The following is a 19432-nucleotide window of genomic DNA, read 5'->3' on the forward strand; positions in this document are numbered from 1 at the left end:
GTCGTCGGCGAGGAGCGGGTGCGGGCGGAGCCGGAGGCGGCGGCCCGGATCGTCCGGCTGTGCGGCGGCATCCCGCTGGCGCTGCGGATCGCGGGCGCCCGGCTGGCGGCCCGCCCCGGCCTGGCGCTCTCCGACCTGGCCGGCCGGCTCGCCGACGCCACCCGCCGACTGGATCTGCTGGAATACGCCGACCTGGCCGTGCGGGCCGGCATCGCGGTCAGCCACCAGCACCTCCACGAGGAGCCGGCCGGCCGCGACGCCGCCCACCTGCTGGCCCTGCTCGGCGCGCTGGAGCTGCCCACGCACACCCCCGCCGCCTCCGCCGCGCTGGCCGGCTGGCCGCAACCTCGCGCGGAGGCCGCGCTGGAACGCCTGCTGGACGCCCGGCTGCTCGAACCCGCCGGCCCGGACCGCTACCAGTTCCACGACCTGGTCCGCCTCTACGCCCGCGAACACCGACCGGCCGAACAGGAACGGGCGAGCGCGGTCCGCCGCGCGCTGCACCACTACCTGGCCACGGCGAAGCAGGCCGACAGCGTGGTGGATGCCGGCGCCGTGGACTTCGGCCATTTCTCCGTCGAGCAGCCCGGGGAGGGGCTCACCACTCTGCAGGCCGCGAACGAGTGGGTGGAACGCGAGCGGGACAACCTGCTGGCCGCGGTCCGCCAGGCGACCGGTGACACCACCGACCAGACGGCGGCCTTCCTCGCGAACGTCACCCAGTGGCTGTTCGACCGGCGGGGCTGGTTCTCCGAGCTCATCGAAGTGAGCGAGGTGGCCTTGCGAAGCACGAGGGACTGGACCGCCAAGGCGCTCCTGCACCAGGGGCTCGCCTCCGTCCAGCATCAACTCGGACGCTTCCCGGAATCTCTGGACAACTTGATGGAGGGGCTGGCCTGCTGGGACCGGGCCGGGCTGCCGGACCGGAAGGCAGGACTGTACAACGACCTCGGAATCGTCTACGCCATGATGGGCCGCCACGACGACGCCCTGGCCGCGCAGGAACAAGCGCTCGCGATCACCGCGCGTACCGGTCGCGCGGACCACGAGGCCTACATCCGCAACAACCGGGTGCACGTCTACTACCGTCAGGGCAGATGCGCGGAAGCCGTGGAGGAGGCACGGCGCGTCGTCGCCATGACGGAGAAACTGGACGACATCGGGAGCCTCGGCGTCGCCCGCGACACCCTCGCCGACGCCTGCCGGGCCAACGGCATGCTCGCCGAGGCCGTGGACGAATACCGCCACGCCATCGAGCTCCAGCGTGCGGCGGGCTTCACGCTCTACCTTGCCGTGTCCAACTGGTGGCTCGGCCACACCCTGCACGACCTGGGACGGCCGGAGGAGGCGTGGGCTTGCTGGCGGGAGTCACTCGACCTGCTCCGTAAGGCCCGGCTCCTGACCCCTGCCGAGGTGACGGCCTACCTCGCCCAGCCCGTCCCGGACACGCCGGAACCCGTCAGGAACCAACTGTAGGATCACAGCTCCGCGGTGCCCACGTCGCGGGCCACCCGGGCCAGAGCGCGGATCGGCTCGGTCTCGGCGTCGCTTCGCCACACCAGGCCCCATTTCAGGCGCCGCGCTCGGCGTCGCCGTCCTGGGCAGCGTCCTCGCCGCGGGCTACACCGCCGCCATGCCCGTGACCGCCGCCGACACCGCCCGCCGCTCGATCGGGGACGGGCTCGCCACCGCCCGCCTCACCGGGGACACGGCGTTGGCGCAGGCCGCCCGCGAAGCCTTCACCACGGCCATGTCGTCGGCGTTCGCCATCAGCGCCGCCGGCGTGCTGGCCGCGGCCGTCCTCGCCCTGATGGTCCTACGCGGCGGCAAGGAGGCCGAGGCGCCGAACCCGGCGGCCTCCGCCGACGCGCCGGAGCGCGAGCTCGCGACGGCCACCCACTCCTGACCTCTTTCCTGAAGACCACCCACTAAGGAGAAATCGATGACCACGGAACTGACCTGGACCGCCGAGGGCGACTGGACCGCGCGGGGCGATTGGGGGACGCACGACTCCGCGAGCCGTCGCTTCGAGCTCGATCGCTGGCAGGCGCGCCTGGACGAGCTGCGCGCCGCGCGCCACGTCCCGGGCGCCGCGCTGGCCGTGCTGATCGACGGGCAGGTGTACGAGCTGGCCAGCGGCGTGCTGCACCGGGGCACCGGCGTGGAGGTGACCACGGACTCGGTGTTCCTGTCCGGGTCGATCGCCAAGGTCTACACGGCCACGCTCGTCATGCGGCTGATCGACGAGGGACTGCTCAGCCTGGACACGCGGGTGGCCGACGTCCTGCCCGAGTTCGCCACCCCCGACCCGGAGGCCACCGCCGCGATCACCGTACGGCAGCTCCTGTCCCACACCGGCGGCGTCACCAACGACTTCAACCACGACAGCGGCCGCGGCGACGACTGCCTCGCCAAATACGTCGAAGCCGCCAGGAGCGTGCCCCTCGACTGCCCGCCCGGCACCGCGATCTCGTACGGCGGACTCGGCTACGTCGTGCTCGGCCGGCTCATCGAGGTGCTCACCGGCCGCACCTGGGACCAGGCGCTCAAGGACCTGCTGTTCACCCCGCTCGGCCTGGAGCGCTCCATGACGCTGCCGGAGGAGGCGCTACGCTTCCGGGTGGCGATGAGCCACCTGGGCGAGGACGGCGCCGCCCCCGACCCGGCCCCGGCCTGGGACCTGATGCCGCGCTCGGCGGGACCGTACGGCCGCGTCATCGTCTCGGCCGGGGACATGGCGCGCCTGGCCGGCCTGCACCTGAACGGCGGCGTCGCGCCCGACGGCACCCAGGTGCTGTCGGCGCGGGCGGTCACCGCGATGCAGCGCCGCGAGAGCGACGTGCCCGACAAGTGGACGGTCTCCGCCGACGGCTGGGGCCTCGGCTGGACCCTGTACGACTGGGACGGCGTCCCCGGCTACGGCCACGACGGCGCCGCCATCGGCCAGTACGCCTACCTGCGGGTCGTCCCGCACGCCGGGCTCGCCCTGGTGCTGATGACGAACGGGGGCAGCGCCCGCCTGCTGTACGCCGACCTGTTCCGCGAACTGCTCGCCGAGCTGGCCGGGGTCACGATGCCCGCCCCGTTCGGGCCGCCCGCGCAGCCGCTCACCGTCGACCTCGCCCCGCTGCTGGGCACGTACCGGCGCGAAGGCGTCGTCATCACGGTCAGCGAGGACCCGGACGGCGGCGCGCACATGCGGTACGAGTTCGTCGACGGCATGAAGGACATGTCCCCGCCCCTGGACATGGACCTCACCCCGGTGACCTCGACCGTGTTCGCCGCCTCCGGCGCGGGCCCCGCCTTCAGCGAGGACTACATGCCCGTCGTCTTCTCCACTCTGTCCAACGGGACCGCCTGCGTGTACGTCGGCATGCGGGCAACCCCCAAGATCACCTGACGGAGGGCGACGCGTCCCTGCCACGGTGGAGCAGGAGCGGGCAGATGACGGCCGCCGCGACCAGGATGAGCCCACCGGTGACCGCGGCGGCGCCGAGGCCGTCGGTGAAGGCGTGCCGAGCGAGGCCGGCGAGATGAGCGGCGGCTTCGGCGGGAAGCCGTTCGGCGACACCGATGGCCGCGCCGAGACTGGAACCGACGACTGCCGGGACGTCGCCGGGCACCTCGTCGAGGACTCGCGACCGGTACAAAGCGGTGCCGATCGAACCGAGGACGGCGATGCCCAGCGCGGCGCCGAGTTCACCGGCGGTTTCTGAGAGCGCGGAGGCGGCACCCGAGCGGTCCGGTGGCGCGGAGGCCACCACGACGTCGGTGGCGAGCGTCATCATCGGCGAGATGCCCGCCCCGATGAAGGCCGAGGAGACGATGGCCAGGACCAGGCCATCGTCGACCGGGAGGCGGCTGAAGGCGAGCATCCCGGCGGCGGCCACGGCCGCACCCGCCCCGAAGACGATCGGGTGGCCGAAGCGGCGGACGAGAACGGAGGAGAGGACCGCCATCCCGCCGACGGAGATCATGACCGGCAACATCGCGACGGCGGCGACGAGCGGGGACAGCCCTTCGACGAGTTGCAGGTACTGCGCGCTGTAGAGCATCACGCCGACCAGCGAGAACATCGCCAGTCCCGCCCCCAGGACGGCGCCGCTGAAACGCGGGCCGGCGAACAGGCCGACGTCGACCAAGGGTGTCTGCAGGCGGCGCTGCCGCAGGAGGAACATGGCGCCCGCGAGAACGCCCGCGGCCAGGCCGGCCACGGCGGCGGGGGTGGGGGCGAGTTCCTCGGCGGCGGTCTTGATCGCCCAGACGGTCGGCAGGATGGCGGCGAAGGAGAGCAGGACGCTCAACACGTCCAGTCGCGACGAGGCCGAGCTGCGGTACTCGGGGACGAGCCGGGGCGCCAGCACCAGGAGCAGCACGATGACCGGCACGTTGATGAGGAACACCGATCCCCACCAGAAGGCTTCGAGGAGCAGGCCGCCGATGATCGGGCCCAAGGCGATGCCGCCGGACAGACTGGCGGTCCAGATGCCGATGGCGCGGGTGCGTTCGGCCGGGTCGGCGAACATGTTGCGGATCAGTGAGAGCGTCGAGGGCATCAGCGTGGCGCCGCCGATCCCCATCAGGGCGCGGGCGGTGATGAGCGCCTCCGGCGCCGGCGCGAACGCCGCCAGCGTCGAGGCCGCGCCGAACACGGCCGCTCCGATGAGGAGCAGCCGGCGCCGGCCGATCCGGTCGCCGAGGTTGCCCATCATGATGAGGAGGCCGGCCAGCAGGAATCCGTAGACGTCGAGGATCCACAGCGTCTGGCTGGGGCTCGGCGTCAGTTCATGGGTGATCGTCGGGATCGCGATGTGCAGGATGGTGACGTCCATCGAGGTCAGGATCACCGGCAGCGTCAGTACGGCAAGACCGAACCATCTTGAGGTGGGCATGAGACTCCCTTCGCCTTGTTGCGTATGACGTACGCATCGATCGTAGCGTACGTCATACGCAAGGCGGTAAACTGAGCCCCGTGAGTCCACGAGTCGGCCCGTCAGGCCCCTTGTCCCGCGAGAAGATCGTCACCACGGCGATCGGCGTCGCCGACGAGGTGGGCCTGGAAGCGATGACGATGAAGCGCGTGGCCGAACGTCTCGGCACCGGCGCGATGTCGCTGTATCGGCACGTGGCCGACAAGGACGAACTGATCGAGGCCATGGTCGAGCAGGTCACCGGCGACTACGCCTACCCCGGCCGGTCCGGGATCGGCTGGCGGGAGGCCATGCACGTTCTCGCCCGTCAGGACTGGGCGGCGTTCCTCGCCCATCCATGGCTGCTCACCGCGACCGCCACGGTGACCCCGCCGTTCGGCGCCGCTTCACTGGCAGCCATGGAATGGGCGCTGTCGGCGCTCGATGAACTGAAACTGGCGCCGCACGCCGCGGCTCGCGCGGTCATGACGATCAACAACTACGTCCAGGGCAGCGCACGCGTGGTCGTCGGCGACAGACAGGCCGAAGCGGGCGAAGACCCGGGCCGCGCCTGGCAGCAGCGCCTCAGCGACGTCGACCTCCACGCCTTCCCCCGCCTCAACCGGCTCATCAGCCACCCGCTACCGGCCGGTGAACGCGACTGGTTCGCCGAAGGACTCGACGTCATCCTCGACGGCATCGAAGCGCGCGGCCGGAGTTAGCCCAGACGTATCGTCCAACTGTCGATCCGGCCCACGTTGCCGCCGGCACGGTCGATATTGAGGTATTCGCTGGTCGCGTAATTCGATATCGGGGCCCACGTCTGGCTTCCATGGCCGACGATGAGCCATTTCATGCCGGGCGGCGACGGCCAGTCAATGCAGTCATGCATGGCGACCGCGTCGAAGGTGGTCTCCAGACATTGAAAACCGTCGTACGTCTGCAGGCGGAAGTTCGCAGTCGTCACGTCGTTGAAGAGCCACTTGGTGCCGTTGGAGCCGCATTTCGCCACGAAGACCTTCCGAAACTCTTCTCTTGCGCTTCCGGTCGCCGTTCGAAGGATCTTGACCCGTGGTCATGGCGAGAGGCAAGATCTCGAATTACGGTCCTTGACCGCCAGCCGGGCGTGTCGCCGTGCCTCCCACTTGGGCGAGCGATCGGAGAAAATGTGCGGTTATCCAGCATTTTGGCGACGGGTGTCATGCTGGCGGGCCTGGTGGCCGTCCCACCGCCCGCGTACGCGGCTCCGGGCGAGAAGTTACACGCCTCCCGCACCGTCATCGGCCCCAACGGCGTCAAGCACACCCGCTACGACCGCACCTACCAGGGATTACCCGTGCTCGGCGGCGACGTCATCACGCACGGCGACCAGGCTCCGGAAAGCCGTACCCTCTCGACGCTGACCACCCTGTCCACCACGCCCCAGGTGTCCGGCCCGGCCGCCACGGCGATCGCGGTCAAGAGCTTCCCGTTCAAGCCGAGCGGGTCGCCGCAGCTCGTGATCGAGGGGATCGGCGACACCGCCGCGGCCCGCGTACCGGCTCTGGCCTGGGATGTGCTGGTCACCGGCACCCGGCCGGACGGTCTGCCCACGGCCCTGCACGTGCTCGTGGACGCCGCGACGGGCGCGATCCGCACCACCTACGACGACGTGCAGGCCGACACGGGCCACGGCTTCCACTCCGGCGACGTGCCGCTCACCACCGCCCCATCCGGCACGTCGAGGATTCTGCGGGACCCGACGCGCGGCAACTTCGGCACCTATGACGTCGACACCCAGCGATACTTCACCGACTCCGACGGCGACTGGGCCGACGGCAGGCCGAGCAACGCGGCGACGGACGCCGTGGACGTGCAGTGGGGCGCCGCGGTGACGTACGACTTCTACAAGCAGACCTTCGGCTACACCCTCGTCCAGAACTCCGAGTTCTCGGACGGGCCGAGCACCTTGAACGCCGGCGTGCACGAGGGCAGCAGGCTGTCCAACGCCTATTGGAGCGAGCAGTGCCACTGCATGCGCTTCGGCGACGGCAACGGCGTCACCACCAACCCCTACACCTCGCTCGACGTGGTGGCGCACGAGGCCACCCACTCGGTGATCTCCCGTACCGCCAAGCTCTGGTACAGCGGCGAGTCCGGCGGGCTCAACGAGGCCACCTCCGACATCGTCGGCAACCTGGTGGAGTTCTTCGCCGCCAACCCCGCCGACCCGCCCGACTATCTGGTGGGCGAGAAGGTGTGGAAGGCCGCGCCGCTGCGCTACATGGACCGGCCCAGCAAGGACGGCGTGTCCGCCGACTGCTGGTCGCCCACCGTCGGCAGCCTCAACGTGCACCGATCCTCCGGCGTCGGCAACCACGCCTTCTTCCTGCTCGCCAACGGCAGCGGCACGTCGGCCTGGGGCGACAGCCCGACCTGCGACGGCTCCACCGTCACCGGCATCGGCCGCGACACCGCCGCTCGCCTGTGGTTCCACGCGCTGGACACGCAGTGGACCTCATCGACCAACTACGCCGGCGCGCGCACCGGGATGCTCGCCGCGGCGACCGAACTCTACGGGGAGTGCGGAACCGAGTATCGCGCCGTGCAGGCCGCCTGGTCGGCCGTCGCCGTAACCGCCGTCGACCAGCCCTGCCCCTGACCAGCCCTGCCCCTGACCTGGCCCCTGACCTGACGTGCCGCCCGCCACGAAGACGGGCGGCACGGATGGTCGGCCACCGCTGTCGACGGCGACGCAGTGCCCGACCCGGCCGATGATCAGGGTCCGGTCCTTCTCGCTCACGGCGTACGCCGGCGCCATCAGCATGGGAACCGCGAACGCCGCGGCCGCGCTGGTGGGCCAGGCGCCGTAGCCCTACCCGCCGCGAACCGCGCGGCGGAGCTTCGCGAGGCGCTCGTCCAGAGCGCGTTCCCCGCCATGCCGCGAAGGGCGATAGTAGTCCTTCCCCACCAGCGCGTCCGGCGGATACTGCTGCTCCAGGACCCCATCGGGAGCGCGGTGGGGGTAGCGGTAGCCGACCGAGTTGCCGAGCTCCTTGGCGCCTGAGTAGCGGCCGTGTCGCAGGTGGGCGGGCACCGCGCCGACGGCGCCCGCGCGTACGTCGGCCATGGCCTCGTCGATCGCGACGATCATCGAGTTCGACTTCGGCGCCGTGGCCAGGTGCACGGTGGCCTGCGCCAGGGCGAGACGGGCCTCGGGCATCCCGATCAGCTCGACCGTCTGGGCCGCGGCGACGGAGGCCTGCAGCGCGGTGGGGTCGGCCAGCCCGACGTCCTCGCTGGCGTGCACCACCAGCCGCCGCGCGATGAACCGCGGATCCTCGCCGGCCACGAGCATGCGGGCCAGGTAGTGCAGCGCGGCGTCGGGGTCCGAGCCGCGGATCGACTTGATGAACGCGCTGATGACGTCGTAGTGCTGGTCGCCCTGCCGGTCGTAGCGCACGGTGGCCTCGGTCACGGCCCGCTCCACGGCCGGCACGTCGATCACCGAGCCGCCCGTGGCCACCACCCCGTCGGCGCTCGCCTCCAGCGCGGTCAGCGCGCGGCGGGCATCGCCGGCGGCCAGGCGCACCAGCGCGTCCTCGGCCTCGGCCGGCAGCGAGACCGAGCCGTCGAGGCCGCGCGGATCCGTCACCGCCCGGCGCAGCAGCTCGCGGACCTCGTCCTCGGTCAGGGGCCGGAGTTGCAGCACCAGCGACCGCGACAGCAGCGGCGTCACCACCGAGAACGCCGGGTTCTCCGTCGTGGCCGCCACGAGCAGCACGAGCCGGTCTTCGACGGCCCCGAGCAGCGCGTCCTGCTGGGTCTTGGAGAAGCGGTGCACCTCGTCGACGAACAGGACGGTCTGCCGGTCGCGGCGACGGCGCGCGTCGTTGATCACGTCGCGGAGTTCCTTGACGCCGCTGGACAGCGCCGAGAGGGCGACGAAGTACCGGGGACCGACGGTGCCGAGCAGGCGCGCGAGCGTGGTCTTCCCGGTGCCGGGCGGGCCGTAGAGCAGCACTGACGCCGCCGCCCCGCCCTCCGCCAGCCGCCGCAGCGGCGCGCCGGGACGCAGCAGGTGCGCCTGGCCGACGACCTCGTCGAGCGTGCGCGGCCGCATCCGCACCGCCAACGGCGGGGTGTTGGACACCGGCAACTCGAACAGCCCCTCCGCGGTACGAGACACGTGCGTGGGACCTCCCTTCTTCTCGGTCGTGCCGAAGAGCCTCCCAGCAAATCACGACAACCTGTGTCGCCTATTTGCCTTGCATTTACGTACATGATGGATGTATGTATTTGCCATGCGGGCGATACGACAGTCGGAGTGGGGCGAGAGCGCCGCCATGGCGCTGGTCGAGATGGCGGCGCCGGAGCCGTCGTTCGGCGAGGTGCTGGTCAAGGTCGCGGCGGCCGGGGTCAATCCGGTCGACGTGTACACGCGCCGCGGACAGGCGTACAACCGGGTGCTCGACCTGCCGTTCGTCAACGGCTGGGACGTCGCGGGCGAGGTGGTGCGGACCGGCTACGGCACGACCCGGTTCCGGCCCGGCGACCTGGTGTTCGGGATGCCGTGGTTCCCGCGCGCGGCGGGCGGCTATGCCGAGTACGTCACCGCCCCCGCCCGCCACTTCGCCCGGATTCCGGAGGGTTTGAGCTTCACCGAGGCGGCGGCGCTGCCGCTGGCCGGCCTGACGGCGTGGCAGATGCTCATCGAGGTCGCCGCCCTCGCCCCGGGACAGCGGGTCCTCGTCGCGGGCGCGGCCGGTGGCGTGGGACACCTGGCGGTCCAGATCGCCAAGGCCCGCGGCGCTCATGTGACCGGTACCGCCAGCGCCGCCAAACACGCCTTCGTCCGCGAACTGGGCGCGGACGAGATGATCGACTACACCACGACGGAGGTGCCGGGCGCGGCGCGCGACATGGACGTCGTCATCCAGATGTTCGGCGGCGAGGCCGGGCTCAAGGCGCTGGAATGCCTGCGTCCCGGCGGCGTCCTGGTCAGCGGGCAGGGAGCCTGGACCCCCGGGCTGCACGAACGCGCCGCCGAACTCGGCGTGCGCGCCGCGACCTACCTCGTCGACCCCGACGGCGCGGGGCTGGAGGCGCTGGCCGGCCTCGTCGCGGACGGGCGGCTCAAGGTGCACGTGGACGCCGTGTTCCCGCTGGCGGAGGCGGCCAGGGCGCACGACCTCGTGGCCGGCGGCCGGACCACCGGCAAGGTCGTACTCACCGTCGAGGAGGCGGAAGATGTCTGAGCCGGCCGACGTCGTACGGGCCTACGCGCGGGCGAAGAGCCGGGCCGACATACCGGCGGCGATGCGATACTGCGCCCCGGACGTCGTCTTCGAGACGATCGCCTTCCAGGCCGTCGCGACCGGCCTGGACGAGGTCGCCCGGCAGAACACCGCGTTCCTGCGCACCTTCCCCGACTACGGCGTGGAGCTGGAATACCTGGTCGAGGCCGGCGACCTGGTCGTCGGCGCCGGGACGGTCAGGGCCACCATGGTGGAGAGCCTGGTGGGGATCGAGCCGACGGGCCGGTCCTTCGCGCTGCCGTTCGCCTGCCACTGGACCGTACGAGACGGGCTGATCGCCCACGAGCAGTTCTTTTTCGACTTCCATCAGATGTGCGAGCAACTCGGGCTGTCCACCGAGGACGCGGCGGCGAGGTTCGCGGCCTGGCGAGAGCGTGCGAAAGGGGCGGCGCGATGACGACATACGTGCTGGTGCACGGGGCCTGGCACGGCGGCTGGTGCTGGCGGCACGTGGCCGCGCGGCTGCGGGAGGCCGGGCACGAGGTGCACACGCCGACGCTGACCGGTCTCGGCGAGCGGGCCCACCTGGCCGGCCCTGAGATCGGGCTGCGGACGCACGTGGACGATCTTCTCGGCCTGCTCAGGTACGAGGACCTCCGGGACGTCGTGCTCGTCGGCCACAGCTACGCCGGTCTCGTCGTACGCGAGGCCGCCGACCGCGTACCGGAACGGATCTCCCGCATCACGATGGTCGACGCCTGGGCGGGTGAGGACGGGGAGTCGCTCGACGACCTGGCTCCCGCCTTCTTCCGCGACTGGATCGAATCGGCCACCGTGGACGGCCTGATCCCGCTCTCCCCCGGCGCCGCGGCCACCGTCGGCGTCACCGATCCGGACCAAGTGGCCTGGCTGGAAGCCAGGCTGACACCCCAGCCGCGGCGGACGTTCTCCGAACCGACCCGGTTGTCCGGAGCGGTCGACGCGATCCCGTGCCGCGCGGTGCTCTGCACGCCCGGCGGCGCCATGCCGTTCGAGCAACTGGCCGAAAAGCACGGCTGGGCGGCCACGGTCCTGGACGTCGGCCACGACGCCATGGTCACCGCACCAGAAGCACTGACGGACAACCTGCTGAAGGACGCGCAAAAGTGAAGATCGGTTACCTGCTGCCGACCCGCGACCAGGTCGTACGCGGCGACGACGACCTGGCCAAGCTGGTAGATCACGCCCGGCACGCCGAGGCGCTCGGGTTCGATTCCGTCTGGGCCGGAGACAGCCCCCTGACCCGGCCCCGCGCGGATCCGCTGATGCTGCTGTCCGCCGTGGCCGTCGCCGCGCCGCGGCTCACGCTCGGCACCGCGATGCTGCTGCCCACGCTCCGGCACCCGATCCTGATGGCGCACCAGCTCGCCACGCTGGACCGGCTCGCCGGCGGACGCCTGATCGTCGGCATGGGAGCCGGCTTCCCCACCCCCGGCACCGAAGCGCAGTTCGACGCGGTCGGCGTACCCTTCCGTACCCGCTTCAGCCGGCTGGAGGAGTCGATCGAGGTGATGCGGCGGTTGTGGAGCGGCAAGAACGTCTCGTTCACCGGCCGGCACTTCGACTTCCACGACGTCACCCTCATGCCCGCGCCGGCCCGACCGGGAGGTCCGCCGGTCTGGCTGGCGGGAGGGGGCGGGCCTTCGCTTGAGCGGGTGGCCCGCCTGGGCGACGGCTGGTTGCCGTACCCTCCCGACGTCGCGGACTACGCCCGCGAGCGCGCGGCCGTCGACCGGACGGCGGCCCGCCCGGTCACCGCCGCCCTGTACGCGACGCTCTGCCTGGACGACGACCCCGCGCACGCGCGCCGGCTCCTGCGCGAGAGCATCGAGCCCTACTACAACGCCCCGCTGGAGATGGTGGAGAGGATCCAGGCCATGTACGCCGGCCGGCCCGCGGACACCGCCGCCTGGCTGAACGCCTACATCGGGGCGGGCGCCCGCCACCTCGTCATCCGCCTGGCCACCGACGACCACCGCGCGGCCATGGACGACTTCGCCGCCCGGGTCCTGCCGCTGCTCGACGGGAGTTCTTCTATCCTCGGGGGCAGGCAGGAAGGATGTGCGGGTGGCAACGAACACGAGTATGCGCCGGAGCCAGCAGGAACGCACCAGGGCGACCACGGGAGCCCTGGTCGCGGCGGCGCGTGAGCTGTTCATCAGCGACGGTTTCTCCGCGACCTCGCTCGACGCGATCTGCGCCAGGGCCGGCGTGACGCGCGGCGCGTTCTACCACCATTTCGGCAACAAGGAGCAGATCTTCCGCGAGGTCTACGCCGCCGAGCAGAAGGCACTCGCCGTGGTCGTCGAGCGGGCGTTCCGCGTCCGGCAGGACCCGTGGGACGGGATGTACGCGGGCTGCCGGGCCCTGCTGGAGGCCTCGCTGGAGCCCGCCGTCCGCCAGATCACCCTGGTCGAGGCGCCGGGCGCGCTCGGCTGGTCCGCCATGCGCGACATCCAGGCCGGGTGCAAGGAGCAGATGCGGCGCGGGCTGACCATCGCGATCGAGGCCGGGTGCATCGCCGACCGGCCGCTGAACCCGGTCACCTCGCTGCTGTACGGCGGGATCTGCGAGAGCGCCCTCGACATCGCCCGCGCCCCGGACCAGCGGGCCGCGCTGGAGGACTCGCTGACGGAGCTCGCCCTCGTGCTCGCCGGCGTCGCCGGCCGTGCCACCCCGGGCTGCGCGCACAGTCGCTGAATCCTCAGTCGAGGCGAGAGACCTGGTAGTGGGTGATGAGCCACCCCTCCGCGCTCCGCCGCCGACCCCCGCGAAGCCGCACGATCCGTCGTCGCGCAGCTCGAAGGCCAGGTGCTCTTCGCCAAGCTCTACAACAACACCCAGCGCCTGGACGCCCTTGGGTGCCGATCGAGCCCACTAAGGGGGCACTAGCATGAGCGCCATGCATCCCCCCGTGCCGCAGGCGCACCTGGTCCTCGACGTGAAACGGCACTGGTTCGGCGCGTTACTCGCCATGATCACGCCGATGATCGTCCTCAACGGTCACGCGATGCCGGGCCGCTGGGGGCGCAACCTGATCCCGCTTCCTCCCGGCCGGCACCACCTTCACGTGCACCTGCCCTATCTGCTCCCGGCGCGGATAGGCCCCGCGGACCTGACGATCTGGCTCCAACCGGGGATGGCGCTCGAACTCGAATACCGCGCTCCCCTGTGGACCTACTCCCGAGGCTCCCTCGGCACCGCCCCTCAGCCGTGGAACGGTAAGGGCTGCTTGATCGGCCTGCTGGCGGTCCCGGCCGGCGCGCTGGTCCTCCTGGCGATCCTGATCGCCGTCGCGATGCTGTCGTACGGGTGACTCAGGTGAGGTCGACGACCTCGTGCAGGCGCTGCGAGCGGTTGAACCCACCGGTGATCCGCGCCACGGCGGTGCGCGGCAGCAGGCGTGCGGGCCAGGTCAGGGCCCGGTTCACGGCCCGGCCCGGGTACGAGACCGCGCGCCGCCTGGCGTAGTCGTTCAGCGTGCGCGCCGCGACGTTGGCCGGCGTGTCGGCCGCCCGGGGGTTGATCGTGGCCGTGGTGCCGTCGAAGAAGCCGGTCGCGATCGCGCCGGGATGTGCGGCCATGACGTGAACGCCGGTGCCGCGCAGCTCCTCGGCCAGCGCCTCGGTGAAGGAGAGCACGAAGGCCTTGGTCGCGGCGTAGCTGGCCTGGTAGGGCATGGGCTGGAAGGCCGCGATGGACGAGACGTTGATGATGCCGCCGGAGCCGCGGGCGACCAGTTCGCCCCCGATCGCGTGCGTCAGTGCCATCAGGCCGCCGACGTTGAGCGCGACGGAGCTCAACTGTGGCTCGATGGGACGGGTGAGGAACGGGCCCACACTGCCCGCGCCCGCGTTGTTGAGCAGGAGATCGACGGTCAGGCCGCGGTCGCGCAGCTCCTCCAGGATCCGTTCCGGGCCGTCCGGAGCGGTGAGGTCACCGGTGATCACCTCGGTGTCCGTCCTGCCATGCCGTTCGTGGATCTGTGCGGCGAGTTCGCGCAGGTCACCGTCCGAGCGGGCCAGCAGGATCACCCGCGCGCCCCGGCGCGCCAGCTCCAGTGCGTACGCCCGCCCCAACCCCTTGGACGCGCCCGTGACGAGCGCGGTGACGCCTCGATAGCTCATGAGACCCTCCCTTGTTTCGAGACTCGAAGCATTGACGCTAGCACGATCCTTCGAGACTCGAAACGTCGGTAGGATGGACCGCATGACCACGCCCGAGCTGACCGCGGTGGTGGCCGCGACCTACGAGATCTGGATGCGCACAAATGACCTGATCGGGCAGGCGCTGGCCGGCCACCAACTGACGCCGGCGACGTTCCAGGCGCTGTGGGCCATCGACCCGGCCGAGCCGCCGCCCTCGATGAAGGTGATGGCCGAACGGCTCTACTGCAACGCCCCCAACCTGACCTTCATCACCAACCAGCTCGTCGACCGGGGCCTGGTGGAGCGCGCCGTGGACCCGGCCGACCGCCGCTCCCGCGTCCTGGTCCTGACCGAAAAGGGCCGCCGGGTCCGCGACGAGCTGGTCCGGACGGCGCTGGAGAAGACCCCGCTGGCGGTGCTGACCGACGGCGAGCTGCGGCAGCTCATGACCCTGCTGAACCGCGCCGTCCAACCCGGATGAGGCCCCTCAGAAGTACGGGTTCCAGCCGGGGCCGATGGGGATGGCCGGGCCGAACCGGTTGCCGCCCTTGCCGTTCCAGACGGTCAGCGTTCCGGTCTCACCGTGCACGGCACCGATGTCGGTGCGACCGTCGCCGTTGACGTCACCCAGCGACATCAGCGAACTCGCGTACGGCTCCCAGCCAGGCCCCAACGCGACCGCGCCCGAGAAGCCGTTCGACCCCTTGCCGTTCCAGATGTGCAGCGTGTTGCCGTCCTTCTTGACCGCCGCCAGATCACCGACCCCATCACCGTTGAAATCCCCCGCGATCGGCCGGCCGAAGGCCGCCCAGCCGCCGCACTCCACGGTGGCGCGAGGTTCTGCCGTGTAGGACAGCGAGGCGAAGGAGCTGCGTTGCAGCGCCTTCCACGCCGACTTCCACGGTTCGTTGCCGAGGTTGGCCTTGACGAAGTCGAGCTGACCGCGGCTGACCAGGACGCCGGGGTGCTTGAACACGGCCGCCTGCGCGGGTTGCGGAGCGGATAACGCCGCGGCCACGAGCACGGCGGCGGCGAGAGGGCGAGCGAGACGCACGGGCTTCCTTCCGAGTGGAGGACGCCCATTCCGTCAGTCACCGGCCGCGACGGTCAACTTTCCCGGGCTCTGGACGCCGTTTTCTATACCCGCCGCATACCAGGTAGGCGATCGCCGCGCAGAAGACCAGCAGCGCGGTCCACACGTTGAAGCGCAGCCCGAGGACGAGCGGGGCGGGATCCACGCGCAACCACTCGATCCAGGCGCGGCCGGCCGTGTACGCGGCGGCGTACAGGGCGAACACCCGGCCACGGTCCAGCCGGAAGCGCCGCTCGGCCCAGAGGACGAGCCCGGCCACGCCCAGGTTCCACAGCGACTCGTAGAGGAAGGCCGGGTGGTAGGTGGGCGTGGACTCCAGGCCCGGCGGCCGGTGCGCCGGGTCGATCTCCAACGCCCAGGGCAGGGTGGTCGGCCCGCCGTACAACTCCTGGTTGAACCAGTTGCCCCAGCGGGCGATCGCCTGCCCGAACGCGATCCCGGGCGCGACGGCGTCGGCGAAGTCGCGCAGCGGGATGCCGCGCCGGCGGCAGGCCAGCCACGCGCCCAGCGCGCCCCCGGCGACGGCGCCCCAGATGCTGATCCCGCCCTCCCAGATCGCGAAGGCGCGCAGCGGGTCCTTGCCGGGGCCGAAGTACTGCTGCCAGTCGGTGGCCAGGTGGTAGATCCGCGCGCCGATCACACCGAACGGCACGGCCCAGGTGGCGATGTCCCCGACCGTGCCGGGCTCGCCGCCGCGGGCGATCCAGCGGCGCCGGGTGACCCAGATGCCGACGACGACGGCGAGCACCATGAGCAGGGAGTACGCGCGGATGGGCAGCGGTCCGAGGTGCCAGACGGCTTGGGACGGGCTGGGGATGGCTGTCACGCCGTCGAGTCTCGCCCGGGTACGGCCGCGCGCACATCGAGCGGGACACCGATCGCCGGGTCAGTCGACTGGTTGATGCCGGACCGACGGGTGGCTGATTATCGTCTGTGCTGTGGAATCGTGGGAGCGGTCCCGGCGCCGGTGGCAGCACGCCTTCTTCGCCTCGTGGCTGGTGCTGACCTCGGCCGGGCCGCTGATGGAGGCGGGTCAGGTCCTGCCGGTGGCGCTCGTGGCCGGGCTGGCGGCCTGGTACGCGGTGTGGTTCGTGCTGCGCACGCCTCCTCCGGGTGAGGTGCCCCTGCCGTTCATGGTGGGCGGCGGGCTGCTCTGGCTGGGGCTGATCGCGATCGACTCGGCCTTCCTGGTGGTCTGCCTGAGCGTGCTGGTGCCGTACTGCATGGACGCCGTGCGCATCGGGCTGGTCGCGGTGCTGTCGTGCGCCGGGGGCTGGTTGTGGCACAGTTACCACGAAGGCGGGTCGATCACCTGGACCGAGATCGTCATCACCGCGCTGATCGCGATCAGCGCGGCCGCCGCGGTCGGCTACTTCTCTTCGGTGGCCAGGCAGAGCGCCGAGCGCAAGGAGCTGATCGACCAGTTGCAGGCCGCACAGGAGGCGCGGGCGGCGGCCGAACGGCAGGCGGGCGTGGCCGCCGAGCGGCAGCGGCTGGCGCGCGACATCCACGACAGCCTGACCCAGGGGTTCGCCAGCGTGGTGATGCTGCTGGAGGCGGCCCAGGAGGGGTTACCGGACGACCGGCACCTGACCCAGGCGTTACGGGCGGCCAGGGAGAACCTCGCAGAAAGCCGCCGCGTGGTGCGGGCGCTGCGGCCAGGCGAACTTGAGGACGGCGGCCTGCCGGAGGCGCTGCGGCGGCTGTCGGGCCGGCTGTCCGACGAGACCGGCATCGACGCGCACACCGTGATCACCGGGGCGCCGTGGCCGCTGGACGCGCACATCCAGGTGGAGCTGCTGCGGGTGGCGCAGGAGGCGGTCGCCAACGCCCGCCGGCACGCCCATGCCGGGCAGGTCACGCTGACGCTGTCGTACATGGAGGACCTGGTCGTGCTGGACGTCCACGACGACGGCGACGGCTTCGATCCCGAACGGGCCGCCGCCGGCCACGGCCTGCTGATCATGCTCGAACGGATGGAACAGCTCGGCGGCACACTCCTCGTGGAGAGCGCCTCCGGGGAGGGCACCACGATCGTGGCCAGCCTCCCGGCGGGAGCGCGATGACCGCGATCCGGGTGCTGATCGCCGACGACCACCCGGTCGTACGCGACGGCATCAGGGCGATGCTCGGCACCCAGGACGACCTGGAGGTGGTCGGGGAGGCGGTCTCAGGCGCGGACGCCGTACGGCTGGTGCGCGATCTGCGGCCGGATGTCACGCTGATGGACCTGCAGATGCCCGAGCTCGACGGCGCGACGGCGATCAGCCGGATCCGCGAGCACGACCCCGCCGCCCGGGTGATCGTCCTGACGACTTACGACACCGACAGCGACATCTCCCGCGCCATCGACGCCGGCGCGATCGGCTATCTGCTCAAGGACACCCGCCGCGAGCAACTGTTCGACGCCATCCGGGCGGCGGCCCGAGGGGAGAGCGCCCTGTCGCCGGCGATCGCGACCCGGGTGTTGTCATGGGCGCGCGCCGACACGCCCGGCGCCCTCAGCGGCCGGGAGATCGAAGTCCTGGGCGCGGTCGCCCAGGGGATGAGCAACAAGGCCATCGCGGCCCACCTGTGCATCAGCGAGGCCACGGTGAAAACGCACCTGCTGCACATCTTCGCCAAGCTCGGCGTCGACGACCGCACCGCCGCCGTGACCGTGGCGGCCACCCGGGGGATCATCCGCCTCGGCGGCTAGGGCCGCCTGTCAGATGCCCTGTACGAGCACGTCGGACAGGCTGACAACAGCGATCTTCTAGCGGACACGTGAGCGAACCCGGCACGTTGGATTCCGCCACACAGGAATCATCCGCAACCCCCGAAACAGGAGTCACGATGAAGCTGCCCGCACGCGCCGCCGCCCTGACGGCGGGCGTCCTGTTCGCTTCACTGGCTGGAGCGACCGGGGCGTCGGCGGCAGCCGCTGAGGCCCTTCCGAACGTGAACATGGAAGCCACCGTCAAGGCGGCTCAGATCGACCCGCGCCGGCCCGACAGCACGCTGACCCCGGGTGCCAAGGCCAGCGTGCTCCTCGTCGAGCAGGCGCTGAGCGACCGGAGCCTCCTCGACGCGAAGTGGGTGGACGGTTACTTCGGCACCACGACGGTCACCGCCTACGCGAAATACCAGAAGTCGCTCGGCCTCACCGGGCTCGACGCCAACGGCCTGCCGGGCAAGGCGTCGCTGACCAAGCTCGGTGCCGGCCGCTTCAAGGTCACCGCCGTCATCGACCCGGGACCCCGGGTGAACAGCGGCGACTTCGTCATCAACACCCGTACGCGGAACATGCTGACGGAGGCCAAGCGGCTGCTCGGCCGTGACCTCAAGCTGGACCAGGGTTCGTACAACCCTGGCGGCGACCCCACGTCCGTGGGCACCCACGACGGCGGCGGCGTGGTCGACATCTCGGTGAAGGGGATGAGTCCCGCCACCCGCACCGCGGCCGTACGCGCGCTGCGCCAGTCCGGCTTCGCCGCCTGGCTGCGCAACCCCTCGCAGGACGACTGGCCGTGGCACATCCACGCCGTCGCCATCAGCGACACGGCCCTGTCCGGCCAGGCCCAGCGCCAGGTCGGTGACTACTACCTCGGTCAGAACGGGCTCGCCGGCCGTGGGCCGGACGACGGCCCGAAGGTGCCCATCCGCACGTGGGAGGAGTACCAGCGGCGCTGACTCGTCCGAAGCCCCCGCAGACATAAGCACGAAAAATAAGGAGAACAGCATGAGCAAGCTCACCAGAATCCTCGGCGCGACCGCCGCGATGGCGCTCAGCGGGACGGTGCTCGCCACCGCGTCGCCCGCCTCGGCCGCGGAACGCGACGGCATCTGCCAGACCGGCGAGTTCTGCTACTACTTCAACAGCAACCAGCAAGGGTCGCTTTCCGACTTCACCAGCTCGGTCGCCGACTACTCCACCACGCAGCCCACCTGCTACGACTTCAAGGGCCCCGGCGCCGGCAAGGGCGACTGCATCAAGAACGCCGCCGCCTCCGTCTGGAACAACAG

General features: G+C 71.2%; 22 protein-coding genes. 16 read left to right on the plus strand and 6 right to left on the minus strand.

Annotated elements, in window-relative coordinates; all coding sequences use genetic code 11:
- The 3 genes from C4V41_RS62160 to C4V41_RS33355 all read left to right on the plus strand — a co-directional run.
- Nucleotides 1-1476: tetratricopeptide repeat protein (locus C4V41_RS62160; protein WP_160150484.1), on the plus strand; the 1476-nt coding region annotated here is incomplete at its 5' end.
- Nucleotides 1477-1633: 157 nt separating this feature from the next.
- Nucleotides 1634-1906, plus strand: a complete 273-nt coding sequence (locus C4V41_RS33350) for a hypothetical protein (RefSeq protein WP_200824410.1) — start codon at nucleotides 1634-1636, stop codon at nucleotides 1904-1906.
- A 36-nt stretch (nucleotides 1907-1942) separates the two neighbouring features.
- Nucleotides 1943-3400 carry a serine hydrolase domain-containing protein gene (locus C4V41_RS33355; protein WP_103959965.1) on the plus strand — a complete coding sequence of 486 codons (1458 nt, stop codon included), beginning with the start codon at nucleotides 1943-1945 and terminating at the stop codon, nucleotides 3398-3400.
- On the opposite strand, the gene C4V41_RS33360 is transcribed toward C4V41_RS33355, so the two are convergent.
- Nucleotides 3393-4892, minus strand: coding sequence for an MFS transporter (locus C4V41_RS33360; protein ID WP_103959966.1), 1500 nt, complete (start codon nucleotides 4890-4892; stop codon nucleotides 3393-3395). The two genes, C4V41_RS33355 and C4V41_RS33360, sit on opposite strands and share 8 nt — an antisense overlap.
- Nucleotides 4893-4972: 80 nt before the next feature.
- On the opposite strand from C4V41_RS33360, the gene C4V41_RS33365 reads away from it, so the two are divergent.
- Complete coding sequence (locus C4V41_RS33365; RefSeq protein ID WP_235030531.1) at nucleotides 4973-5632, plus strand: TetR/AcrR family transcriptional regulator; 660 nt, start codon at nucleotides 4973-4975, stop codon at nucleotides 5630-5632.
- Here C4V41_RS33365 and C4V41_RS62165 read toward each other — a convergent pair.
- On the minus strand, nucleotides 5629-5922 hold the full coding sequence (locus tag C4V41_RS62165) for a hypothetical protein (protein ID WP_160150485.1): 294 nt from the start codon (nucleotides 5920-5922) through the stop codon (nucleotides 5629-5631). The genes C4V41_RS33365 and C4V41_RS62165 overlap by 4 nt on opposite strands.
- Before the next feature lie 156 nt (nucleotides 5923-6078).
- On the opposite strand from C4V41_RS62165, the gene C4V41_RS33370 reads away from it, so the two are divergent.
- A complete protein-coding gene (locus C4V41_RS33370; protein WP_160150486.1) occupies nucleotides 6079-7551 on the plus strand; it encodes a M4 family metallopeptidase in 1473 nt (490 codons plus the stop codon).
- 213 nt (nucleotides 7552-7764) lie between these two features.
- On the opposite strand, the gene C4V41_RS33375 is transcribed toward C4V41_RS33370, so the two are convergent.
- The gene (locus tag C4V41_RS33375; RefSeq protein WP_103960262.1) at nucleotides 7765-9012 is read right to left on the minus strand and encodes a replication-associated recombination protein A; all 1248 of its coding nucleotides are present in this window, start codon (nucleotides 9010-9012) and stop codon (nucleotides 7765-7767) included.
- Nucleotides 9013-9193: 181 nt separating this feature from the next.
- Here C4V41_RS33375 and C4V41_RS33380 point away from each other — a divergent pair, with 181 nt between their 5' ends.
- The 6 genes from C4V41_RS33380 to C4V41_RS33410 all read left to right on the plus strand — a co-directional run bounded on the left by C4V41_RS33380 (nucleotide 9194) and on the right by C4V41_RS33410 (nucleotide 13502).
- Nucleotides 9194-10147 (plus strand): NADP-dependent oxidoreductase, encoded by a 954-nt coding sequence (locus C4V41_RS33380; protein WP_103959968.1) that lies wholly within the window; start codon nucleotides 9194-9196, stop codon nucleotides 10145-10147.
- The gene (locus tag C4V41_RS33385; protein WP_103959969.1) at nucleotides 10140-10604 is read left to right on the plus strand and encodes an ester cyclase; all 465 of its coding nucleotides are present in this window, start codon (nucleotides 10140-10142) and stop codon (nucleotides 10602-10604) included. Before C4V41_RS33380 ends, C4V41_RS33385 begins: the two co-directional genes overlap by 8 nt.
- On the plus strand, nucleotides 10601-11296 hold the full coding sequence (locus C4V41_RS33390; protein WP_103959970.1) for an alpha/beta fold hydrolase: 696 nt from the start codon (nucleotides 10601-10603) through the stop codon (nucleotides 11294-11296). The genes C4V41_RS33385 and C4V41_RS33390 overlap by 4 nt, the downstream gene beginning before the upstream one ends.
- Nucleotides 11293-12336 carry an LLM class flavin-dependent oxidoreductase gene (locus C4V41_RS33395; protein ID WP_103959971.1) on the plus strand — a complete coding sequence of 348 codons (1044 nt, stop codon included), beginning with the start codon at nucleotides 11293-11295 and terminating at the stop codon, nucleotides 12334-12336. Before C4V41_RS33390 ends, C4V41_RS33395 begins: the two co-directional genes overlap by 4 nt.
- Entirely contained in the window at nucleotides 12272-12886 is a 615-nt protein-coding gene (locus tag C4V41_RS33400) for a TetR/AcrR family transcriptional regulator (protein ID WP_103959972.1), read from the plus strand. Before C4V41_RS33395 ends, C4V41_RS33400 begins: the two co-directional genes overlap by 65 nt.
- Nucleotides 12887-13088: 202 nt before the next feature.
- Nucleotides 13089-13502, plus strand: coding sequence for a hypothetical protein (locus C4V41_RS33410; RefSeq protein ID WP_200824411.1), 414 nt, complete (start codon nucleotides 13089-13091; stop codon nucleotides 13500-13502).
- Nucleotide 13503: 1 nt separating this feature from the next.
- On the opposite strand, the gene C4V41_RS33415 is transcribed toward C4V41_RS33410, so the two are convergent.
- Nucleotides 13504-14313, minus strand: coding sequence for an SDR family NAD(P)-dependent oxidoreductase (locus C4V41_RS33415; protein ID WP_103959973.1), 810 nt, complete (start codon nucleotides 14311-14313; stop codon nucleotides 13504-13506).
- An 82-nt stretch (nucleotides 14314-14395) separates the two neighbouring features.
- Here C4V41_RS33415 and C4V41_RS33420 point away from each other — a divergent pair, with 82 nt between their 5' ends.
- The gene (locus tag C4V41_RS33420; protein WP_103959974.1) at nucleotides 14396-14815 is read left to right on the plus strand and encodes a MarR family winged helix-turn-helix transcriptional regulator; all 420 of its coding nucleotides are present in this window, start codon (nucleotides 14396-14398) and stop codon (nucleotides 14813-14815) included.
- Nucleotides 14816-14821: 6 nt separating this feature from the next.
- Here the strand turns inward: C4V41_RS33420 and C4V41_RS33425 are convergent, their stop codons facing one another.
- Together C4V41_RS33425 and lgt are read right to left on the minus strand one after the other, a co-directional pair.
- Nucleotides 14822-15388, minus strand: coding sequence for an FG-GAP repeat domain-containing protein (locus C4V41_RS33425; RefSeq protein ID WP_146103887.1), 567 nt, complete (start codon nucleotides 15386-15388; stop codon nucleotides 14822-14824).
- Between the two features lie 37 nt (nucleotides 15389-15425).
- Nucleotides 15426-16253 (minus strand): prolipoprotein diacylglyceryl transferase, encoded by an 828-nt coding sequence (lgt, locus tag C4V41_RS33430; RefSeq protein ID WP_103959976.1) that lies wholly within the window; start codon nucleotides 16251-16253, stop codon nucleotides 15426-15428.
- 112 nt (nucleotides 16254-16365) lie between these two features.
- Here lgt and C4V41_RS33435 point away from each other — a divergent pair, with 112 nt between their 5' ends.
- From C4V41_RS33435 to C4V41_RS33450, 4 genes are all read left to right on the plus strand, one after another.
- Nucleotides 16366-17493 carry a sensor histidine kinase gene (locus tag C4V41_RS33435; RefSeq protein ID WP_103959977.1) on the plus strand — a complete coding sequence of 376 codons (1128 nt, stop codon included), beginning with the start codon at nucleotides 16366-16368 and terminating at the stop codon, nucleotides 17491-17493.
- Entirely contained in the window at nucleotides 17490-18125 is a 636-nt protein-coding gene (locus tag C4V41_RS33440) for a response regulator (protein ID WP_103959978.1), read from the plus strand. Before C4V41_RS33435 ends, C4V41_RS33440 begins: the two co-directional genes overlap by 4 nt.
- 137 nt (nucleotides 18126-18262) lie before the next feature.
- Entirely contained in the window at nucleotides 18263-19099 is an 837-nt protein-coding gene (locus C4V41_RS33445; RefSeq protein ID WP_103959979.1) for a peptidoglycan-binding domain-containing protein, read from the plus strand.
- 49 nt (nucleotides 19100-19148) lie between these two features.
- Nucleotides 19149-19432 (plus strand): peptidase inhibitor family I36 protein (locus C4V41_RS33450; RefSeq protein ID WP_200824412.1); only part of this gene is annotated, 284 nt, incomplete at its 3' end.

The sequence above is a fragment of the Nonomuraea solani genome, from assembly GCF_900108335.1.
Taxonomy (GTDB): domain Bacteria; phylum Actinomycetota; class Actinomycetes; order Streptosporangiales; family Streptosporangiaceae; genus Nonomuraea; species Nonomuraea solani.